We start from the raw sequence: 18,143 nt of genomic DNA on the forward strand, positions 1-18,143 counted from the left end.
TCATCATCCTGCATATGCAAATTTATTGAAAAGGAATGAACAAAATTATGGCATTAATCGTTCAAAAATTTGGTGGAACATCTGTTGGTTCTGTTGAACGTATCCAACATGTAGCAAACCGTGTTATTCAAGAAGCAGAGCGCGGTAACCAAGTAGTTGTTGTTGTATCGGCAATGGGCAAAACGACAGATGCACTGGTGAAATTAGCAAGTGATATTACGGACAGTCCAAGCAAACGCGAAATGGATATGCTTCTTACAACTGGAGAACAAGTAACGATTTCCCTGTTAACAATGGCCCTTCAATATAAAGGGTATGAAGCAACTTCGCTAACAGGTTGGCAAGCTGGTATCCAGACGGAAGCAGTTCACAGCAATGCACGAATCCAGCACATTGACACGACTCGTATTCAAAGCCAATTAGATAGAGGCCGAATCGTAGTAGTAGCTGGATTCCAAGGCTGTTCAGAAGATGGAAGCATTACAACATTAGGTCGAGGCGGCTCTGACACTACGGCAGTAGCTCTTGCCGCAGCATTAAAAGCTGCAAAATGTGATATTTATACAGACGTAACAGGAGTGTTTACGACAGATCCGCGCTATGTAGAAGATGCTCGTAAGCTTCACTCTATTTCATATGACGAAATGTTAGAATTAGCTAATTTGGGAGCAGGGGTGCTGCATCCGCGCGCTGTTGAGTTTGCAAAAAATTATCAGATACCGCTAGAAGTGCGTTCAAGCTTAGAAAACGAGAATGGAACGATTGTTGAGGAGGAAGTTTCAATGGAACAAAACTTAGTCGTAAGAGGAATTGCGTTTGAAGATAATATTTCACGAGTGACAATTGAAGGGTTAAACAATGAGTTGCAAACTCTTTCTACTATTTTTACAGCATTAGCAAAAGAACAGTTAAATGTGGACATTATTATTCAAAACGTAACGGCTAATAATCGTCTCTCTATCTCATTTTCTATTAAAACCGTAGACGTAGATGCCGCTCTTGCCGTCTTAAAAGAGTATAAATCTACTTTAGGATATACGCGTATTGAACATGAAAGCGGTCTGGCTAAAGTATCAATTGTCGGCTCTGGCATGATTTCTAATCCAGGCGTTGCAGCCGAAATGTTTGAAGTGCTGGCAGGGGAGAAAATTGAAGTGAAGATGGTCAGCACGTCTGAAATTAAAGTATCTACAGTTGTACCGCACGCTGATATGGTAAAAGCTGTTGAGACGCTTCACGTAGCATTTGAATTAGAAGAGCAGCAAGCAGTGCACGTATAAAGAAGAGAAAAAAGACGTGGTATCTCCACGTCTTTTATATATACGTATTTCCTACTTTTTATAGCGCTCCGCGCGTGTTTCGGTAGGTAAGATATCTTTTCGGTCCCACTGCACGGAAATCAGCACTTTTCCGTTCTTTTCTTTATGTGTTAAGTAGGCTTCTGTTAGGCAGTTGTTTTGACGCTGAATCTGTTCAGCCACAAATCCTGACTCAAGATGAAACGAACAAGTTTCCTGCTGAAATCTTTTGCTGACCACATCACCTGATAACTCAAGCTCGAGTGAATATTTATCTTTTTTTGCAAGCGTCAGTGTTCCCCAGGAAGCTGCTTTAAAAAAAGCGACGATTTCATCCATTGTATTTAATGGGTATTTCCGCGCAAGGTGTTTTCCTGCCCAGTATGAAATGGTATTTGTTTCGTCTCCAAGAAGCTCTGGAATTAACACGTCACGCAAAAGGCTGTATCCGAAATATGAAACGTGATCAAGAGTTCTCTCTGTTTCAGCTGTGACGTTAGGTTCTGATGTTTCCATCGTCTCTTCAAGTTCTTGCTGTGATTCTGTTTGTAAATTGCTCATGCTTTCCCCTCTTTCTTTACTACTATTATATACAAATCTAAAAAACCTCTCACGCATTTTTTTAATAAAATGTAAGAGGATCTTTATTATGGTAAAAAGAGTTAGATGTAAAGATGAAAAATCCATAATATACCTTTTAAAAGGGTACTTTTACCTGTGTAAATGTTTTGTGAACTTGTTTACAATAAAAGCATAAAGTAAACGCTTACTTATTTGTGGCAAGCAATATTATAATAGAAAGAAAAAATCTGTAACATCAATACAGTAAGCGTTAACAAATATAAAATTTTATAAATTTATATTTTATAGAAGATTTAAACATCTTGCCTTGACGCTCTTAATCGATGGGAGTAAAATTAACCTGTCACATACTTTATTAGGAAATGCAAAGGTTTTCATTTCCTGTATTCACGATTAATCTATTTGTCTAGTGGGAGTAAGAAAGTTCTTCACAAACTATGTTCATTTAACTAAGGGGGGTCTACGCAGATGGCGGCAAACAGAGAGTTTCAATATCGGAGAATCCATTCATTACTTGGGGTAATACCAATCGGGATTTTCTTAACACAGCATTTAGTTGTGAATCATTTCGCGACAAAGGGAGAAGAATCATTTAATCAAGCAGCTCACTTCATGGAGAGCTTACCTTTCCGCTATGCTCTAGAAATTTTCATTATTTTCTTACCAATCGTTTTTCACGCAATATACGGTCTTTACATCGCATTCACTGCTAAAACAAACGTTAACAACTACGGTTTTTTCCGTAACTGGATGTTTATCCTTCAGCGTGTTTCAGGTGTAATCACACTTATCTTCATCACATGGCACGTATGGGAAACCAGAATACAAGCTGCGCTTGGAAAAGAAGTAGATTTTCAAATGATGGAACGAATTTTAAGCAACCCGGCAATGCTTGCATTCTACATAGTTGGTGTTGTATCTACGATCTTCCACTTTGCAAACGGTCTATGGTCATTTGGAGTTAGCTGGGGGTTAACTGTAACACCACGTTCTCAAAGAATTTCAACTTATGTGACATTAGCAATCTTCTTAGCACTTACATTTGTAGGTGTTCGTACATTATTCGCATTTGCATAAAATTAAGGTTTTGAAGGAGTGGGGTTCCGATGAGTAACGGAAAAATCATCGTAGTCGGTGGCGGTTTAGCTGGCTTGATGGCAACAATAAAAATTGCTGAGTCTGGCAAGCAAGTAGATTTATTTTCACTAGTTCCGGTAAAAAGATCTCACTCAGTTTGCGCGCAAGGTGGAATCAACGGAGCCGTAAACACGAAAGGTGAAGGGGATTCACCATGGGAACACTTTGATGACACAGTGTACGGCGGAGACTTTTTAGCCAACCAGCCACCTGTAAAAGCAATGTGTGAAGCAGCTCCTGGTATTATTCACTTACTTGACCGCATGGGTGTTATGTTTAACCGTACTCCTGAGGGTTTGTTAGACTTCAGACGATTTGGCGGGACGCAGCATCACCGTACGGCTTTTGCTGGAGCAACAACGGGTCAACAATTATTGTACGCATTAGATGAGCAGGTTCGTCGCTATGAAGTTGCCGGACTTGTGACAAAGTACGAAGGATGGGAATTCTTAGGTGCTGTTCTTGACGATGAGCGCAGCTGTCGCGGAATTTCTGCACAGAATTTAAAATCAATGGAAATTAAAACGTTCCCAGCTGACGCGGTTATTATGGCTACAGGTGGACCTGGGATTGTTTTTGGAAAATCGACGAACTCAGTTATTAATACCGGTTCAGCGGCATCTATCGTGTATCAGCAAGGTGCATACTATTCAAACGGAGAGTTTATTCAAATTCATCCAACTGCTATCCCAGGAGATGATAAGCTTCGTCTTATGAGTGAATCTGCTCGTGGAGAAGGCGGACGCGTTTGGACATATAAAGACGGTAAACCTTGGTATTTCTTAGAGGAAAAATATCCTGCGTACGGTAACTTAGTACCTCGTGATATTGCCACTCGTGAAATTTTTGACGTCTGCGTAGCCCAGAAGTTAGGAATTAACGGAGAGAACATGGTTTATCTGGACCTTTCACATAAAGATCCAAAAGAGCTAGACATTAAACTTGGAGGTATCATCGAAATCTATGAAAAATTCATGGGCGATGATCCGCGCAAAGTACCAATGAAGATTTTCCCAGCCGTACACTATTCAATGGGCGGTTTATGGGTGGATTACGATCAAATGACAAATATTCCTGGCTTGTTCGCAGCTGGTGAGTGTGATTATTCACAGCACGGAGCGAACCGTTTAGGAGCAAACTCCTTATTATCAGCTATTTATGGTGGTATGGTTGCTGGTCCTAAAGCCGTTGAATACATCAATGGTTTAGAAAAGAGCGCAGATGCTATTTCTTCAAGCGTATATGATCGTCATGTGAAAGAAGAAGAAGAGAAATGGAACAATATCATGAATCTTCAAGGTACAGAAAATGCATACGTTCTTCATAAAGAGCTAGGGGAATGGATGACTGACAACGTGACAGTCGTACGATACAATGACAAACTGTTAAAAACAGATGAAAAAATTCAAGAATTAATTGAACGCTATGATCGTATTAACATTAATGATACGGCTAAATGGAGTAATCAAGCGGCAACATTTACTCGTCAGCTGCAAAACATGCTTCAGCTTTCACGTGTTGTAACGCTAGGAGCTTACAACCGTAATGAAAGTCGCGGTGCTCATTATAAGCCAGATTTCCCAGATCGTAACGATGAAGAATTCTTAAAAACAACAATGGCATCTTTTGTGGATAAGAAAACGGCTCCTTCTTTCCATTATGAAGAGGTAGACGTATCGTTAATCAAACCGCGTAAGCGCGACTACACAAAGAAAAAAGATGAAAAACCAAAAAAACAACAAGAGGGGGTTCGTTAATCAATGAGTGAACAACAAACAGTCCAAAAGACAGTGCGCTTCATTATTACACGTCAAGATTCAGCTGAATCTGCTCCTTACAATCAGGAGTTTGAAATTCCGTATCGTCCGAATATGAACGTTATTTCAGCACTGATGGAAATCAGACGTAACCCTGTTGATGCTTCAGGTAAAGAGGTTGCTCCGATAAACTGGGAAATGAACTGTTTAGAGGAAGTATGCGGAGCCTGTTCAATGGTCATCAACGGTAAACCTCGTCAGTCATGTACGGCTCTTGTTGATAAACTAGAACAGCCAATTCGCTTACAGCCAATGAAAACATTTCCGGTGGTTCGTGACTTGCAAGTAGACCGCAGCCGTATGTTTGATTCACTAAAAAAAGTAAAAGCCTGGGTTCCAATCGATGGCACATACGATTTAGGGCCAGGACCGCGTATGCCTGAAAAGAAACGTCAGTGGGCGTACGAGTTATCCAAATGTATGACATGTGGCGTTTGCTTAGAAGCTTGTCCAAACGTAAACGACAAGTCAAACTTCATCGGTCCAGCACCGCTTTCTCAAGTTCGCTTGTTTAATGCCCATCCAACCGGTGCGTTAAATAAAGGAGAACGTTTAGAGACGATTATGGGTGATGGAGGACTAGCGAACTGCGGGAACTCTCAAAACTGCGTTCAATCATGTCCAAAAGGAATTCCATTGACTACTTCAATCGCAGCTTTGAATCGCGATACAACAATTCAAGCATTCAGAAGTTTCTTTGGTAGCGATCAAGTATAATCACTCAAAACCTCTCCACGCGGAGAGGTTTTATTTTGTCTATGACGAACGGAGGAAATACAGATGAATAATATTTCGTATATTGAAGACATGGATCATTGGAAAGAGTCATTTTCGTTTAAGCAGGAGATCAAGGTAAGATTTTCAGAAACAGATATGTTTGGGCATTTAAATAATACGGTTCCTTTTGTTTATTTTGAACAAATACGTACGGAATTCTTTCACCATATTGGCTTTATGCAAAAGTGGACGAGTGAGCATGAGGGAACGATACCGGTGGTGGCTGATTTGCAGTGCGATTATGTCAAACAAGTGTATTTTGGCAACGTGCTATCTGTTTTTGTAAAAGCTCATAGAATTGGACGTTCGTCGGTTGATTTACACTATATGATTCAAAATAAGCAAAAAGAGGTTGTGCTCACCGGGAGAGGAACAATGGTGCAAATTTCTAAAGAAACAGGAAAAAGCGTGCCTTGGGATGAAGAGATGAAAAGGTGTTTATTAACTATATGAAAATGGCTTGAAGGCTCTTTCTTCAGGCTTTTTTCTTTTTTAAAGGTAAAAAAGAGTTTTTTGCATATTTTTTCTAAAACTAGTAACCGCGTAGGCATACCGCACATAAGATATGTTGACTAAATTTACACCCATCCGATAGTTCAACTCAGGATCAGGCAAGGAGGGTTACATTGAAAGAAAAAGAGTTTCAACCTAAACCGCTACTTACAAAGCGTGAACGAGAAGTATTCGAGCTTTTAGTACAGGACAAAACAACAAAAGAAATCGCGAGTGAACTATTCATTAGCGAAAAAACAGTTCGAAATCATATTTCTAATGCGATGCAAAAGCTTGGAGTCAAGGGGCGTTCTCAAGCAGTCGTAGAACTCCTTCGAATGGGAGAACTTGAACTATAACATGAGCTGGCTTTCTTCTTAGAAAGCCAGCTTTTTGTATATTTTTTTAAGTGTCGCATACATATCTAAAAAGAATGGCGTTAAGAAAATATTATAAAAAAGGTAAATCTTTATAAAAAAAACTTATTGCTTGAAATTGAATTTCAGAGTACGTATACTTTTAAGTAAGGAGATACTAGTTCAGAAGAAAGAGAGGTGAGATGATGAAAAATGTATGGATGAGCTTATTGTTATGCATGATATTCTGTTTGCCTTTTGCGAGTTTGCCAGATAAATTCATTGATAACGACTTTGAAAAAGTGAAGGTCACAAAAAGTTCGGTTCAGCATTACACCGATATTGTGCACATGTCTCCAGGAGCTAAGCACAGCGTTAAACAAATAGGATCCCTCATACAAAGCGCGATAGTAACTTTTGCTTTAGTATGGACGAGTGCCAAACTCATCATTCCAACGCATCAAATTGCGTATTTTATCCTCAAGAAAACACTTTTTTATCCAAAAATCTTTCAATCAAGTTACCTCAATTAAATAAAAAAGGTTGAAATTTCAACAGCCTTTTCTTCAAACCTAAAATTACCAACTATTCTTAGGCTTATTTGCTATGCGGATTTTCTATGCAGATAACGCGACAAAATTAAAAAATTCTTTTTAAAAACTTTATAGGAGTGATCATTCGATGATGATTAAAGAAACGGAGTTACCAGGAATCGGCCGTAAATTTGAAATTGAGACAAGCGGAGGAAACCGCGTAGTCGTTATCATTCATGATGATGGACGACGTGAAATCTACCACTTCGATCAAAAAGATTTAGAAGAAAGCATTTTTGACATTACGTTAACAGATACGGAATCAAGACAGCTAGCGGCAATTTTAGGCGGCATGATTTACAAGCCAAAAGCAATGGAAACCATTGAAGTGGCATTCAATGACTTAGTTATTGAATGGTACAAAGTTGAAAAACAAGCGAAAGCTCACAGTAAAACAATTGGTGAAATTGACGTTCGCAGCAACTATGATGTCACTATCATCGCCGTCATTAAAAACACGCAAAAAAAATTATCCACACCAGGACCAGATACGTTAATTGAAGAAGGAGATACGCTTGTCATCTCTGGTGAAAGAGGAAATTTAAAAACGCTCATTAAAGAATTGCTTTCACAAGGAGGTAGTTCATAATTGGATCATTTAGTATTTGAAGTTGGGACAGCTTTGTTACTAGTTGCTTTAGCGGCTATACTAGCACATAAATTTAAATTTACGATTATTCCATTCCTCATTCTTTTGGGCATGGCGGTTGGTCCCCATGCTCCTGAGTTTGGCTCATTCAGTTTAAAGTTTATTGAAAGCCAAGAGATTATTGAATTTATGGGGAGAATTGGAGTTCTCTTTTTACTGTTTTATTTAGGATTAGAATTTTCAGTTGGAAAGCTAATTAAATCAGGTAGGTCCATCGCGGTGGGAGGATCTATTTATATTTTAATTAACTTTACTTTAGGATTATTGTATGGATACCTGACAGGAAATCCTCTTCTTGAAGTGCTGATTATCGCTGGAATTATTACGATTTCGTCCAGCGCAATTGTCGCAAAAGTATTGGTTGATTTAAAACGAACAGCGAATCCAGAAACGGAACTGATATTAGGGATCATCATGTTTGAAGATATTTTCTTAGCCGTTTATCTTTCTGTCGTTTCAGGGTTGGTGCTTGGAGACCACGGATCGCTTGCTGGATCTTTAACATCTATTTTAATTGCGTTTGGCTATATGATGCTGTTCTTTATCATTGCTCGAAAAGCCACGCCGCTACTAAATAAACTTTTAAATATTTCATCAAACGAAATCTTTATAATCGTCGTTTTTGCGGTATTGTTTTTTGTGGCAGGCTTCTCAGAAACAATTCACGTGGCAGAAGCAATTGGTGCGTTATTGCTTGGACTTGTCTTTTCTGAAACGGAACATCGCGATCGTATTGAACATCTTGTCGTACCGTTTCGTGATTTCTTTGGAGCTATCTTTTTCTTCAGCTTCGGGTTAAGTATTGATCCTCTCACACTGTGGGATGCAGGCTGGCTTGCGCTTGGCGCAGTTGCGCTTACGATAATTGGTAACTTTACAGCCGGTATGATTTCAGGAAGAAAAAGCGGGCTGTCACACAAGGCCTCTACCAACATTGGGTTAACGATTATGTCACGAGGCGAGTTTTCGATCATTATGGCTAACATTGGAATTGAAGGAGGATTATCTGCAATTCTTCAGCCATTCGCCGCGCTTTATGTACTGATTTTAGCTATTATTGGCCCTTTGTTAACGAAGGAGTCTAAGCATATATACGGATTTTTAAACTCCGTATTTAAATGGAAAAAACCAAATCCTCAAGAATCAAAGTGATAAAATATATAAAACACAGTTGACAAATCGGATTAATATGATAAAATTCAAAATAATCCAATAACAAATCAGTTAAATATAGCAACGGGCTGATCGGTCAACCGAAAGCTCCTACCTTTTTCAGGTAGGAGCTTTTGTGTTTTTAGATGAACGAGCTTTTGATTTAAAAATTCAAGGAGGAGGAACTGCTGTGAGTGTTGTCATTCAATCTGTTAACAGATCATTTCAAAAAGGAGAACAAGTAACTCAAGCATTGCGAAATGTAAATCTTACGATTAATAAAGGTGAATTTATAACCGTTATTGGTCCGAGCGGATGTGGAAAAAGTACGCTGCTTAAAATGATTGCAGGACTTGATATGGATTATGAAGGGCGTATTGAAATAAACGGGAAGCACATAGGCGGACCTAGCATTAAACAAGGAATGATCTTTCAAGAACACCGCTTGTTCCCATGGCTTAATGTGGAGCAAAATATAGCGGCTGACTTATCGCTGAAAGATTCGAACGTTCGGCGCCGCGTAGATGAGTTAATTGATATTGTCAGGCTGAAAGGATTTGAAAAAGCTTATCCTCGAGAATTATCTGGAGGGATGTCTCAACGAGTCGCTATTGCGCGTGCTCTTTTAAGAAATCCAGAAGTTTTATTGTTAGATGAACCCTTCGGTGCATTAGATGCTTTCACTCGCACTCATTTGCAAGATGTGCTGCTAGACATATGGAAAAAAGAAAAAACAACCATGATTTTTGTTACCCATGATTTAGACGAATCCATTTACTTGGGTACTAAAATTGTGATTATGAGTGCCAGACCAGGAGAAATTAGCCGGGTCGTTCCAGTAGAAATTAGTCATCCGCGAAAAAAGACAGAACCACCTTTTCAGCAGCTAAGGCAGCAAGTACTGAAAGAATTTGAAGAAGCAGGAGAACATTAAAGATTCAATAAGACAGAGAAGGAGACAGAGCAGATGAAAAAGCTACTTTTAACTGCAGCTATTGTACTTGTTCTCGCATTGGCTGGGTGCGGGACGAAAGAAAAAGCGAGCGGAGAAGATTCAAAAAACGTTACGATTAATATTGGTATCCAACAAAGCTTAGGTCCTTTAATGCTGGCACAAAACCAAAAATGGTTTGAAAAAGAATTTAAAAAAATAGGTGTAAATGTCAAATGGACAGAGTTTCAAAGCGGTCCTCCGCAATTTGAAGGTATAGCATCTGGACACTTGGATTTCGGCCAAGTTGGAAATTCACCGGTTATTTCTGGTCAAGGGACAGACATTCCGTTTTTAGAAATTGCTAATTCCAGCGACGGGTTGAAAGGAAACGCTATTTTAGTAGGGAAAAACAGCAAGATTAAAAGCGTAAAAGATTTAAAAGGTAAAAAGATCGCGGTTGCGAAAGGAAGCAGCGGTTTTAATTTATTGTACAGAGCTCTTGACCAAAATGGGTTGAAGCCAAGTGATGTAAAGATTATTCAGCTTCAGCCAGACGAAGCTCAGCCAGCATTTGAAAATGGGTCAGTGGATGCATGGTCAATCTGGGAACCGTTTATCTCACTGCAAAACTTAAAAAATGAAGCTCGTATTTTAGCAGACGGCGATTCATTAAAGGTTGCTTCACCAGGTTTTACTATTGTAAGAGAAGGCTTTGCAAAAGATCATCCAGAGTTAGTCGTTAAGTTTTTACAAGTTTATCAAAAAGCGCTTGAATGGCAAAACGAACATTTTGAAGAATCTGTGGATATTTTAGCAAAGCAAAAAAATCTAGATAAAGACGTAGTAAGACAAGTGTTAAAAAATAATCCTGCCTATAATCGCCCAACTTCTAAAGAAATTATTGCAGAACAACAGCGAACAGCTGATTTTCAACAATCTTTAGGCGTTATTAAAAAGAAAATTGATACTGGAGATGTTGTTGATAATTCATTTATTGAAAAAGCATTAAAAGAAAAATGAGGTGATGAAAATGAGTAAAACATCTGTGGTTTCAGGACACGTCCAGTCTTCAGCAGCTCACTTGCAAAAAGTGAAAAAAAGAAAGGAAGAAGTGAAAAATAAGCAGGGAATTTTCCTTCGTTCTCTTGTCGTGCCACTTCTGCTTATCGTGGTGTGGCAAATCATTGGTTCCGCGGGCTATGTATCTAAAACTGTTCTTCCTACACCTGTTGATATTGTACTTTCTTTTAAACAACTCATCGTATCGGGGGAACTTGGAGCTAATCTTCAAATCAGTATTTTGCGTGCCGCCATAGGTTTTGCCGTTGGAGCTGGACTAGGGTTACTATTTGGTGTAATTGTCGGTTTCTCAAAGAAAACGGAGCACTATATGGATCCATCTATTCAAATGCTTAGAACTGTTCCACACCTTGCATTGGCGCCTTTATTTATCTTATGGTTTGGCTTTGGTGAAATTTCAAAGATATTGCTAATCGCAAACGGTGCATTTTTCCCAATCTATGTTAATACGTATCTAGGCATTCGCGGCGTTGATTCGAAATTATTTGATGTTGCTCGTGTTCTTCAATTTAGTAAATGGAAACAAATTACAAAACTTATTTTACCAGCTGCTCTTCCTAATATTTTACTTGGTGTCCGGTTATCTTTAGGTATTGCATGGCTCGGACTGGTAGTTGCTGAATTAATGGGAGCAAGTGAAGGTGTAGGATATATGATTATGGATGCTAGACAGTTTTCTCAAACGGACGTAGTTTTTGTCGGAATTATCATTTTTGCTGTTGTAGGCAAATTAACCGATTCATTTGTCCGAGTATTAGAAAAGCGTCTTCTTAAATGGAGAGACAGCTACGCAGGTGAAAAATAAAAGAAGGATTTATACACGTATTAATCCTTGTAAATCTATCAGTTTTATAAGCGAAAAGGAGAGATGATAATGAGCCAGGTTACAATTATTACAGGAAGCCCTTCAAAGCAATCAAGGTCAGCTGCTTTAAGCGAGTATATTGCAGCATATCTACAAGATGAAAAATATGAAGTGAAAACCGTGCATGTCCGTGACTTGCCCGCTGAAGACTTAGTATATGCTAACTTTTCTAGCCCTGCGATTCAAGAAGCTCAAAAGAAAGTCGCAGATGCTGATGCCGTTATTATTGTCAGCCCAATCTATAAAGCTAGCTACACAGGAATTTTAAAAACATTTTTAGATTTAATACCTGAAAAAGGTTTTCACAATAAAACCGTGCTGCCGATAGCTACAGGGGGAACCATTGCTCACCTACTGGCTCTTGATTATGTATTTAAGCCGACTTTATCCGTTTTAGGGGCTACTGCTCTTATTCATGGAGTTTATATTGTTGATTCTGAGGCGGCTTATACGAAAGAAAATGAAATTGAGTTTATTGCGGAAGAAGCAGAAGCGAGAATTAAACGTTCATTAAAAGAGCTGGGATATCATCTAGAACAAACGAAAAGGAGTGTTGAATCATGAAAATACTATGGTTTATTCCTTCCCATGGAGATGGAAGATATTTAGGGACAAATCGAGGAGGTCGTTCAGCAGACTATTCATATTTTCGGCAAGTTGCTCAAGCAGCTGACCGTTTAGGGTTTGAAGGAGTTTTGATTCCAACGGGGAAATCATGCGAAGACCCTTGGCTATTGGCTGCTTCACTTATACCTGAAACAGAGCGTTTGAAATTTTTAGTAGCTGTACGTCCCGGCATTATGGCCCCTTCCGTGGCAGCGCGCATGACCTCGACTCTTGATCGAATTTCAAACGGTCGTTTACTAGTTAATGTAGTAGCAGGAGGAGATCCGGCAGAATTAGCGGGAGATGGCCTTTTCTTATCACATGATGAACGTTATGAAGCTGCGGATGAATTTTTAGATGTGTGGAAAGGGTTATTGGCTGGAGATACGGTTAATTATGAAGGAAAACATATTCATGTAGAGAACAGTGAGCTGTTGTATCCACCTGTTCAAAAACCTTCTCCACCTATTTATTTTGGCGGATCTTCACCCGCCGGACAAAAAGTTGCAGCAAAACATTCTGACGTGTATTTAACGTGGGGCGAACCTCCTGAACAAGTAAGAGAAAAAATAGCGGCTGTGAGAAAGCAAGCAGAAGCAGAAGGCAGAACCGTTAAGTTTGGGATTCGTTTGCATATTATTGTACGGGAAACCGAAGAAGAAGCTTGGCAAGCAGCCGATCGATTAATTCAGCATTTGGACGAAGACACGATTCAAGCAGCACAGCGTACTTTTGCTAGGTATGACTCAGTCGGGCAGCAGCGAATGGCGAGCCTTCATAGAGGAACCCGAGAAGAACTTACGATTAGCCCTAACTTATGGGCAGGTGTAGGGCTCGTCCGGGGAGGTGCAGGAACTGCACTAGTAGGCAGTGCTGAAAATGTAGCGAAACGAATAAAAGAATATGAAGCTTTAGGAATTGAATCTTTTATTTTATCAGGCTATCCGCATTTAGAGGAAGCTTATCACGTAGGAGAGTTATTGTTCCCGCTTTTAAATATTGATGACGGTGAAGGAAAGAGTAAAAGCATCGGTGAGATTATTGCAAACGATAGGTTTCCAAAAGCTTCAACATCGTAAAAGAAGAACCGGTGAAAAATTCACCGGTTCTTCTTTTACATTCATCTCAGCCGAGAGACGAGTTCGTTAAATTGTTGGTTTAGGTTTTTCAGGTGCAGCTTGTTTATCTTTTCGACTTTCTTGAATATATACTTTAAATAGAAAAATATTTAAACAGCCCAGTGTGAGGAATAACGGTGCAAAATAATATTCTTGAGACATAAGTAGGACGAAAACGCTTCCAAAACAGAACAGAGAACTAAACATAAAGTAAAACTGTAAGAATCTTCTCATTTTAGTCGCCTCCTATTCTTTTTCTTCTTACAATTATTATATCAAATACTTTCCAAAAAAGACACAAAATATTCACAAAATGTTCAATTTTTTTCTTGTTTACCTATTGATTTTTTTGTCGATATGTAAATTTAGTGGGTTGTAATACCAATTAATTCCTGATCATAACTTTCCGATGGAAAGTTTATGTAAAATTTTATATGATAGAGAAATGGTATTGAAAAAAGGGGGAAAATCATCATGAGACGAATTGGGTGGCTATTTTTTACTATGGCAATTCTCTTATTAATAACTGCCGGTTGCTCAAATGATCAACAGAAAGCACAGGATCGATTTGATAAATATGTAGCCATGTGGAATAAAGAAGATTTTAAAGGCATGTATGGATACTTGTCTAAAGATGCTAAAAAGACGATTTCAGAAAAAAATTTTATAAATCGATATAAAAATATCTATGATGCAATTGAAGCGGACAAGCTTAAAGTGAAGGCAAGTAAAATAGAAGACTTAGAAATAAAAGACCATAAAGCTGTTTTACCTTTTGAAGTAAACATGGACTCTGTAGCCGGTGAAATCTCATTTAAAGAAAATGCTGCTGTGGTTCAAGAAAAACAAGGGGATACAGAGAATTGGTATATTAATTGGAAGCCTAATATGATTTTTAAAGGACTTAAGCAAGGAGAGCAAGTGAGAGTAGCTGCTCAGTCAGCTGTGCGTGGAGAAATTATGGATCGTTCAGGGAAATATTTAGCTCAAAATGGAGAAGCGATTCAAGTTGGAGTTGTTCCCCAGCAGTTTTCTAAAGGCGGCGAGCAAGCTATACAACAATTAAGCAAGACTCTTGCTCTTTCAGAAAAAAGTATTAATCAAGCACTGAGCGCTTCTTGGGTGAAAAAGAATCAATTTGTTCCTATTAAAACAGTTAGTCAAAAAGACGCCTCTAATTTAGAGAATTCTTTGAAAAAAGTAGAAGGCATTCAACAAAAAAAGGTAAATGCGCGCGTATATCCTTGTGAAGAAGCGTGTGCCCATTTAGTTGGATACGTTGCGCCTGTCACAGCGGAATATTTAAAAGAGCATAAAGATGAAGGCTATAATGCTCAGTCTAAAGCTGGAATGATTGGCTTAGAGTCTTTATATGAAGATAAGCTTCGTGCTCGAGACGGCGTCACGATTTATACAGTAGATAAAGATGGCAATAAAAAGAATGAAATTGCAAAAGTGAATCCAAAAGACGGGGAAAGCATTCAAGTTACGATAGACACGAATGTTCAAAAATCCCTTTATGAACAGTTAAAAGATGAAAAAGGAGTAGCTACTGCTCTTCAACCTAAAACGGGAGAAATATTAGGTCTTGTAAGCACGCCAGCTTTTGATCCGAATTCTTTTTCTTTTGGAATCGATGCTAATACGTACCAATCCCTTTCAACGAATCCCGATAAGCCGTTAATGAATCGCTTTACCAAAACGTATTCTCCGGGATCTACATTTAAGTTAGTCACGGGAGCTTTAGCGGTTGATGAAGGCGTGGTAAATCCAAACGAAAGTATATCAATCAGCGGGAAGAAATGGCAAAAAGATAAAAGCTGGGGGAATTTCTACGTAACACGAGTGGGAAGCAAGCCGAATGTTAATTTACGTGATGCTTATGTTACATCTGATAATATTTATTTTGCGCAGACTGCTTTGAAGCTAGGTTTAGACAAATTTAACAGTGGTTTAAAACAGTTTGGGTTCAATCAAAAAATGCCTGTTAATTATCCTTTTGAAACGTCTAAAATTGCAGGTGATCAAGATATTAAAGATGAGGGAGTATTAGCAAACTCTGGCTATGGCCAGGGGAAACTGCAAGTGAATCCTCTCCACTTGGCATTGATGTATACATCGATTGTAAACGATGGAAACATAGTAAAGCCTATTCTTATGAACAGTGATGAGAGTGGGATATGGAAAAAACAAGTAATATCTAAAGAAACGGCGCAATTAATTCAAAATGATTTAGTTGATGTCATTGAAGATAAAAACGGTACGGGTCATGCTGCAAAGATAGATGGGTTAACCCTGGCTGGAAAAACTGGAACGGCAGAATTAAAGAAAACTCAAGGTGAAAAAGGGCAGGAAAACGGCTGGTTTGTAGCAGTGGATACAAACCAGAAAAACCTACTCGTTTCAATGATGATTGAAGGAGTAGAAGATAAAGGCGGAAGTCATTACGTCGTGCCGAAAGTAAAAAATGTATTTCAGCAATATAATAAGTAAATAATAAAAGCCAGTTCTAAAGGAGCTGGCTTTTATTATTTACACAAGAGGAGTAATGTTAAGTTTTTGTAAATCCCAGTTTTATACAAACTCTGAAAACCCTTATTTTAAAGGGAATGAACGTATTATTGTTAATGTATTGTAAAGAGACCTAAAAAAATGTGTTTGAAAAGTTATTGACAATTAACAATAATAGGAGTAATTTTTGACTTGGCGTAAAAAAATGAATCGCATAACCTATAAGTAAAAGAACCATCTTTTGGGACTTTTGCTCTGGTAAACGTTTGTTTTTTTCGAATTTTTTGATACACAAGAGAGGTGGTTTCTCTCGTTATAGTAATGAACAGCTAAGTTTTATCCATTACTTTAAATGAAAAAAGAAACTAGAACACATATAAAAAGATAGAGAGAAAAAACGAGTGGTAAAGTTTCGATAAATTGGATGGAGGATTGCAACGTGATCAAAAGAAAAAAAGACAAGTTTTCTGAAATGTTAATGGACATTGCCCAAAATATTAAGGACTCAGCAGATTTTTTAGGCAGCTTTGAACTTCAAAATGTATCTGACCTAAAGGAATTTGCCAATGTTTTAAAAGCGTATGAATCAAAAGGTGATAAATACGTGCATACAGTGATTACTGAGTTGAACAAAGCATTTATTACTCCAATTGAGCGTGAAGATATTTTACAGCTAGCAATGAGCATGGATGATGTACTTGATGGCATCGACAGCTTTGCTGCTTTAATGGAAATTCATTCAATTACGACATTTGATGAATATGTAGCTGAATTTGTTAAAAATATTCAAGGCTGTGCTGAAGAGATTTTAATTACTATTAATTTGTTGTCTGAGAAAAAGCTTCTTCAAATTAGTGAGCATGCAATTAAAATTAAAGAGTATGAGTCACATTGTGATACATTATATCGTCGTGCATTAAAACAATTATTCGCAACATGTAAAGATCCAATTAAAGTTATTCAATATAAAGAAATTTATGAAACGCTAGAAGAAATCGCGGATTATTGTCAAACGGTTGCAAACAACTTAGAATCAGTTATTATGAAGAATGCGTAACGGGGCTATATTATAATGGATTCGATGCTAATATTAACTATTCTAATTGTAGTTGGCGCACTTGGTTTTGACTTTATCAACGGATTTCACGATACAGCTAATGCCATTGCGACTTCTGTTTCAACCAAAGCTTTAAAACCGCGACATGCAATTCTTTTAGCCGCAACCATGAACTTTGTCGGTGCTATGACGTTTACGGGCGTAGCCAAAACGATTACAAAGGATATCGTTGATCCTTATACGCTTCAAAACGGTTCTGTCGTTATTTTAGCAGCATTAATTTCTGCTATCGCGTGGAACCTAATCACATGGTATTTCGGTATCCCGAGTAGTTCTTCTCATGCAATTATTGGATCGATTGCAGGAGCAGCTATTGCAGCTGCTGGATTTGGTGCTTTAAATTACAAAGGTTTCATCAAAATCATTGAAGCCCTTCTAATTTCACCAGTTCTAGCCTTTGTAGTAGGTTATATTGTCTATACGATTATCAAACTAACGTTTAAAAACCATAACTTGACGAAAACGAATAAGCGTTTTCGACGCGTTCAAATCCTGACTGCAGCCCTACAATCTTACACACACGGTACGAATGATGCGCAAAAAGCAATGGGTATCATTACGCTAGCGCTTATTGCTAACAATATGCAAAGCGGTACTGAGATTCAGTGGTGGGTACAGCTGGCTTGTGCGGTCGCAATGGGGCTTGGAACGTCAATTGGTGGATGGAAAATCATTAAAACCGTCGGCGGTAAAATTATGAAAATTCGTCCTGTTAATGGAGTAGCTGCGGACTTAACAGGGGCTGCCATTATCTTTGGAGCAACGTTTATTCATCTACCTGTCAGTACTACTCATGTTATTTCATCTTCTATCTTAGGTGTAGGTTCTGCTCACCGAGTGAAAGGTGTAAAATGGGGAACTGCACAGCGCATGGTGATTACATGGGTTATCACATTGCCAATTTCAGCTTCATTAGCTGCACTTATCTATATGATTTTAAATTTGTTATTTTAATAAATGTGGAGCTTCTTTTTAAGAAGCTCCTTTTTTTTATTTACATCCCCTCATTTGCACAGTACACTTAAAACATGAAAATAACACAATTGTTTTTAAAAGGGA

At 38.3% G+C, this 18,143-nt stretch carries 19 protein-coding genes; 17 read left to right on the plus strand and 2 right to left on the minus strand.

Features of this window, described 5'->3' with window-relative positions; translation table 11 throughout:
• Positions 1-47 precede the first annotated feature (47 nt).
• The gene (locus ACFX4E_RS00870) at positions 48-1,280 is read left to right on the plus strand and encodes an aspartate kinase (RefSeq protein ID WP_028410544.1); all 1,233 of its coding nucleotides are present in this window, start codon (positions 48-50) and stop codon (positions 1,278-1,280) included.
• Between the two features lie 51 nt (positions 1,281-1,331).
• Here ACFX4E_RS00870 and ACFX4E_RS00875 read toward each other — a convergent pair whose 3' ends face one another.
• On the minus strand, positions 1,332-1,859 hold the full coding sequence (locus ACFX4E_RS00875; RefSeq protein ID WP_013059401.1) for a YslB family protein: 528 nt from the start codon (positions 1,857-1,859) through the stop codon (positions 1,332-1,334).
• A gap of 489 nt (positions 1,860-2,348) precedes the next feature.
• Between ACFX4E_RS00875 and ACFX4E_RS00880 the strand changes: the two genes are divergently transcribed.
• The 13 genes from ACFX4E_RS00880 (at position 2,349) to ssuD (ending at position 13,417) form a co-directional block, all read left to right on the plus strand.
• The gene (locus ACFX4E_RS00880; RefSeq protein WP_013059400.1) at positions 2,349-2,957 is read left to right on the plus strand and encodes a succinate dehydrogenase cytochrome b558 subunit; all 609 of its coding nucleotides are present in this window, start codon (positions 2,349-2,351) and stop codon (positions 2,955-2,957) included.
• Positions 2,958-2,986: 29 nt separating this feature from the next.
• Entirely contained in the window at positions 2,987-4,774 is a 1,788-nt protein-coding gene (gene sdhA / locus ACFX4E_RS00885) for a succinate dehydrogenase flavoprotein subunit (protein WP_013059399.1), read from the plus strand.
• Positions 4,775-4,777: 3 nt separating this feature from the next.
• Positions 4,778-5,551: a succinate dehydrogenase iron-sulfur subunit gene (gene sdhB, locus ACFX4E_RS00890; RefSeq protein WP_013059398.1), complete on the plus strand. Its 774-nt coding sequence runs from the start codon at positions 4,778-4,780 to the stop codon at positions 5,549-5,551.
• 63 nt (positions 5,552-5,614) lie between these two features.
• Positions 5,615-6,064, plus strand: coding sequence for an acyl-CoA thioesterase (locus ACFX4E_RS00895; protein WP_098331520.1), 450 nt, complete (start codon positions 5,615-5,617; stop codon positions 6,062-6,064).
• Positions 6,065-6,237: 173 nt separating this feature from the next.
• On the plus strand, positions 6,238-6,462 hold the full coding sequence (gene gerE / locus ACFX4E_RS00900) for a spore germination transcription factor GerE (RefSeq protein WP_013059396.1): 225 nt from the start codon (positions 6,238-6,240) through the stop codon (positions 6,460-6,462).
• A gap of 203 nt (positions 6,463-6,665) precedes the next feature.
• Positions 6,666-6,992: a hypothetical protein gene (locus tag ACFX4E_RS00905; protein WP_060745490.1), complete on the plus strand. Its 327-nt coding sequence runs from the start codon at positions 6,666-6,668 to the stop codon at positions 6,990-6,992.
• Positions 6,993-7,140: 148 nt separating this feature from the next.
• On the plus strand, positions 7,141-7,641 hold the full coding sequence (locus tag ACFX4E_RS00910; RefSeq protein ID WP_013085158.1) for a cation:proton antiporter regulatory subunit: 501 nt from the start codon (positions 7,141-7,143) through the stop codon (positions 7,639-7,641).
• The gene (locus ACFX4E_RS00915; protein ID WP_025750630.1) at positions 7,642-8,853 is read left to right on the plus strand and encodes a cation:proton antiporter; all 1,212 of its coding nucleotides are present in this window, start codon (positions 7,642-7,644) and stop codon (positions 8,851-8,853) included.
• A 190-nt stretch (positions 8,854-9,043) separates the two neighbouring features.
• Positions 9,044-9,787, plus strand: a complete 744-nt coding sequence (locus ACFX4E_RS00920) for an ABC transporter ATP-binding protein (RefSeq protein ID WP_025750629.1) — start codon at positions 9,044-9,046, stop codon at positions 9,785-9,787.
• A gap of 33 nt (positions 9,788-9,820) precedes the next feature.
• Positions 9,821-10,807 carry an aliphatic sulfonate ABC transporter substrate-binding protein gene (locus ACFX4E_RS00925; protein ID WP_377238325.1) on the plus strand — a complete coding sequence of 329 codons (987 nt, stop codon included), beginning with the start codon at positions 9,821-9,823 and terminating at the stop codon, positions 10,805-10,807.
• Positions 10,808-10,817: 10 nt separating this feature from the next.
• Positions 10,818-11,672, plus strand: a complete 855-nt coding sequence (locus ACFX4E_RS00930) for an ABC transporter permease (protein WP_050688585.1) — start codon at positions 10,818-10,820, stop codon at positions 11,670-11,672.
• Between the two features lie 69 nt (positions 11,673-11,741).
• Complete coding sequence (gene ssuE / locus ACFX4E_RS00935) at positions 11,742-12,296, plus strand: NADPH-dependent FMN reductase (RefSeq protein WP_098333395.1); 555 nt, start codon at positions 11,742-11,744, stop codon at positions 12,294-12,296.
• Positions 12,293-13,417, plus strand: coding sequence for an FMNH2-dependent alkanesulfonate monooxygenase (ssuD, locus tag ACFX4E_RS00940; protein WP_060745463.1), 1,125 nt, complete (start codon positions 12,293-12,295; stop codon positions 13,415-13,417). The genes ssuE and ssuD overlap by 4 nt, the downstream gene beginning before the upstream one ends.
• Before the next feature lie 66 nt (positions 13,418-13,483).
• Here the strand turns inward: ssuD and ACFX4E_RS00945 are convergent, their stop codons facing one another.
• Positions 13,484-13,690 (minus strand): hypothetical protein, encoded by a 207-nt coding sequence (locus ACFX4E_RS00945; RefSeq protein ID WP_013059387.1) that lies wholly within the window; start codon positions 13,688-13,690, stop codon positions 13,484-13,486.
• 240 nt (positions 13,691-13,930) lie between these two features.
• Here ACFX4E_RS00945 and ACFX4E_RS00950 point away from each other — a divergent pair, with 240 nt between their 5' ends.
• From ACFX4E_RS00950 to ACFX4E_RS00960, 3 genes are all read left to right on the plus strand, one after another.
• The gene (locus ACFX4E_RS00950) at positions 13,931-15,949 is read left to right on the plus strand and encodes a penicillin-binding transpeptidase domain-containing protein (RefSeq protein WP_377259132.1); all 2,019 of its coding nucleotides are present in this window, start codon (positions 13,931-13,933) and stop codon (positions 15,947-15,949) included.
• Between the two features lie 442 nt (positions 15,950-16,391).
• Positions 16,392-17,024 carry a DUF47 domain-containing protein gene (locus tag ACFX4E_RS00955; RefSeq protein WP_218039679.1) on the plus strand — a complete coding sequence of 211 codons (633 nt, stop codon included), beginning with the start codon at positions 16,392-16,394 and terminating at the stop codon, positions 17,022-17,024.
• 15 nt (positions 17,025-17,039) lie between these two features.
• Positions 17,040-18,038 (plus strand): inorganic phosphate transporter, encoded by a 999-nt coding sequence (locus ACFX4E_RS00960; protein ID WP_013059384.1) that lies wholly within the window; start codon positions 17,040-17,042, stop codon positions 18,036-18,038.
• Positions 18,039-18,143 lie beyond the last annotated feature (105 nt).

The sequence above is a fragment of the Priestia sp. YIM B13491 genome (genome assembly GCF_042787605.1).
In the GTDB taxonomy this organism is placed as follows: Bacteria; Bacillota; Bacilli; order Bacillales; family Bacillaceae_H; genus Priestia; species Priestia megaterium_E.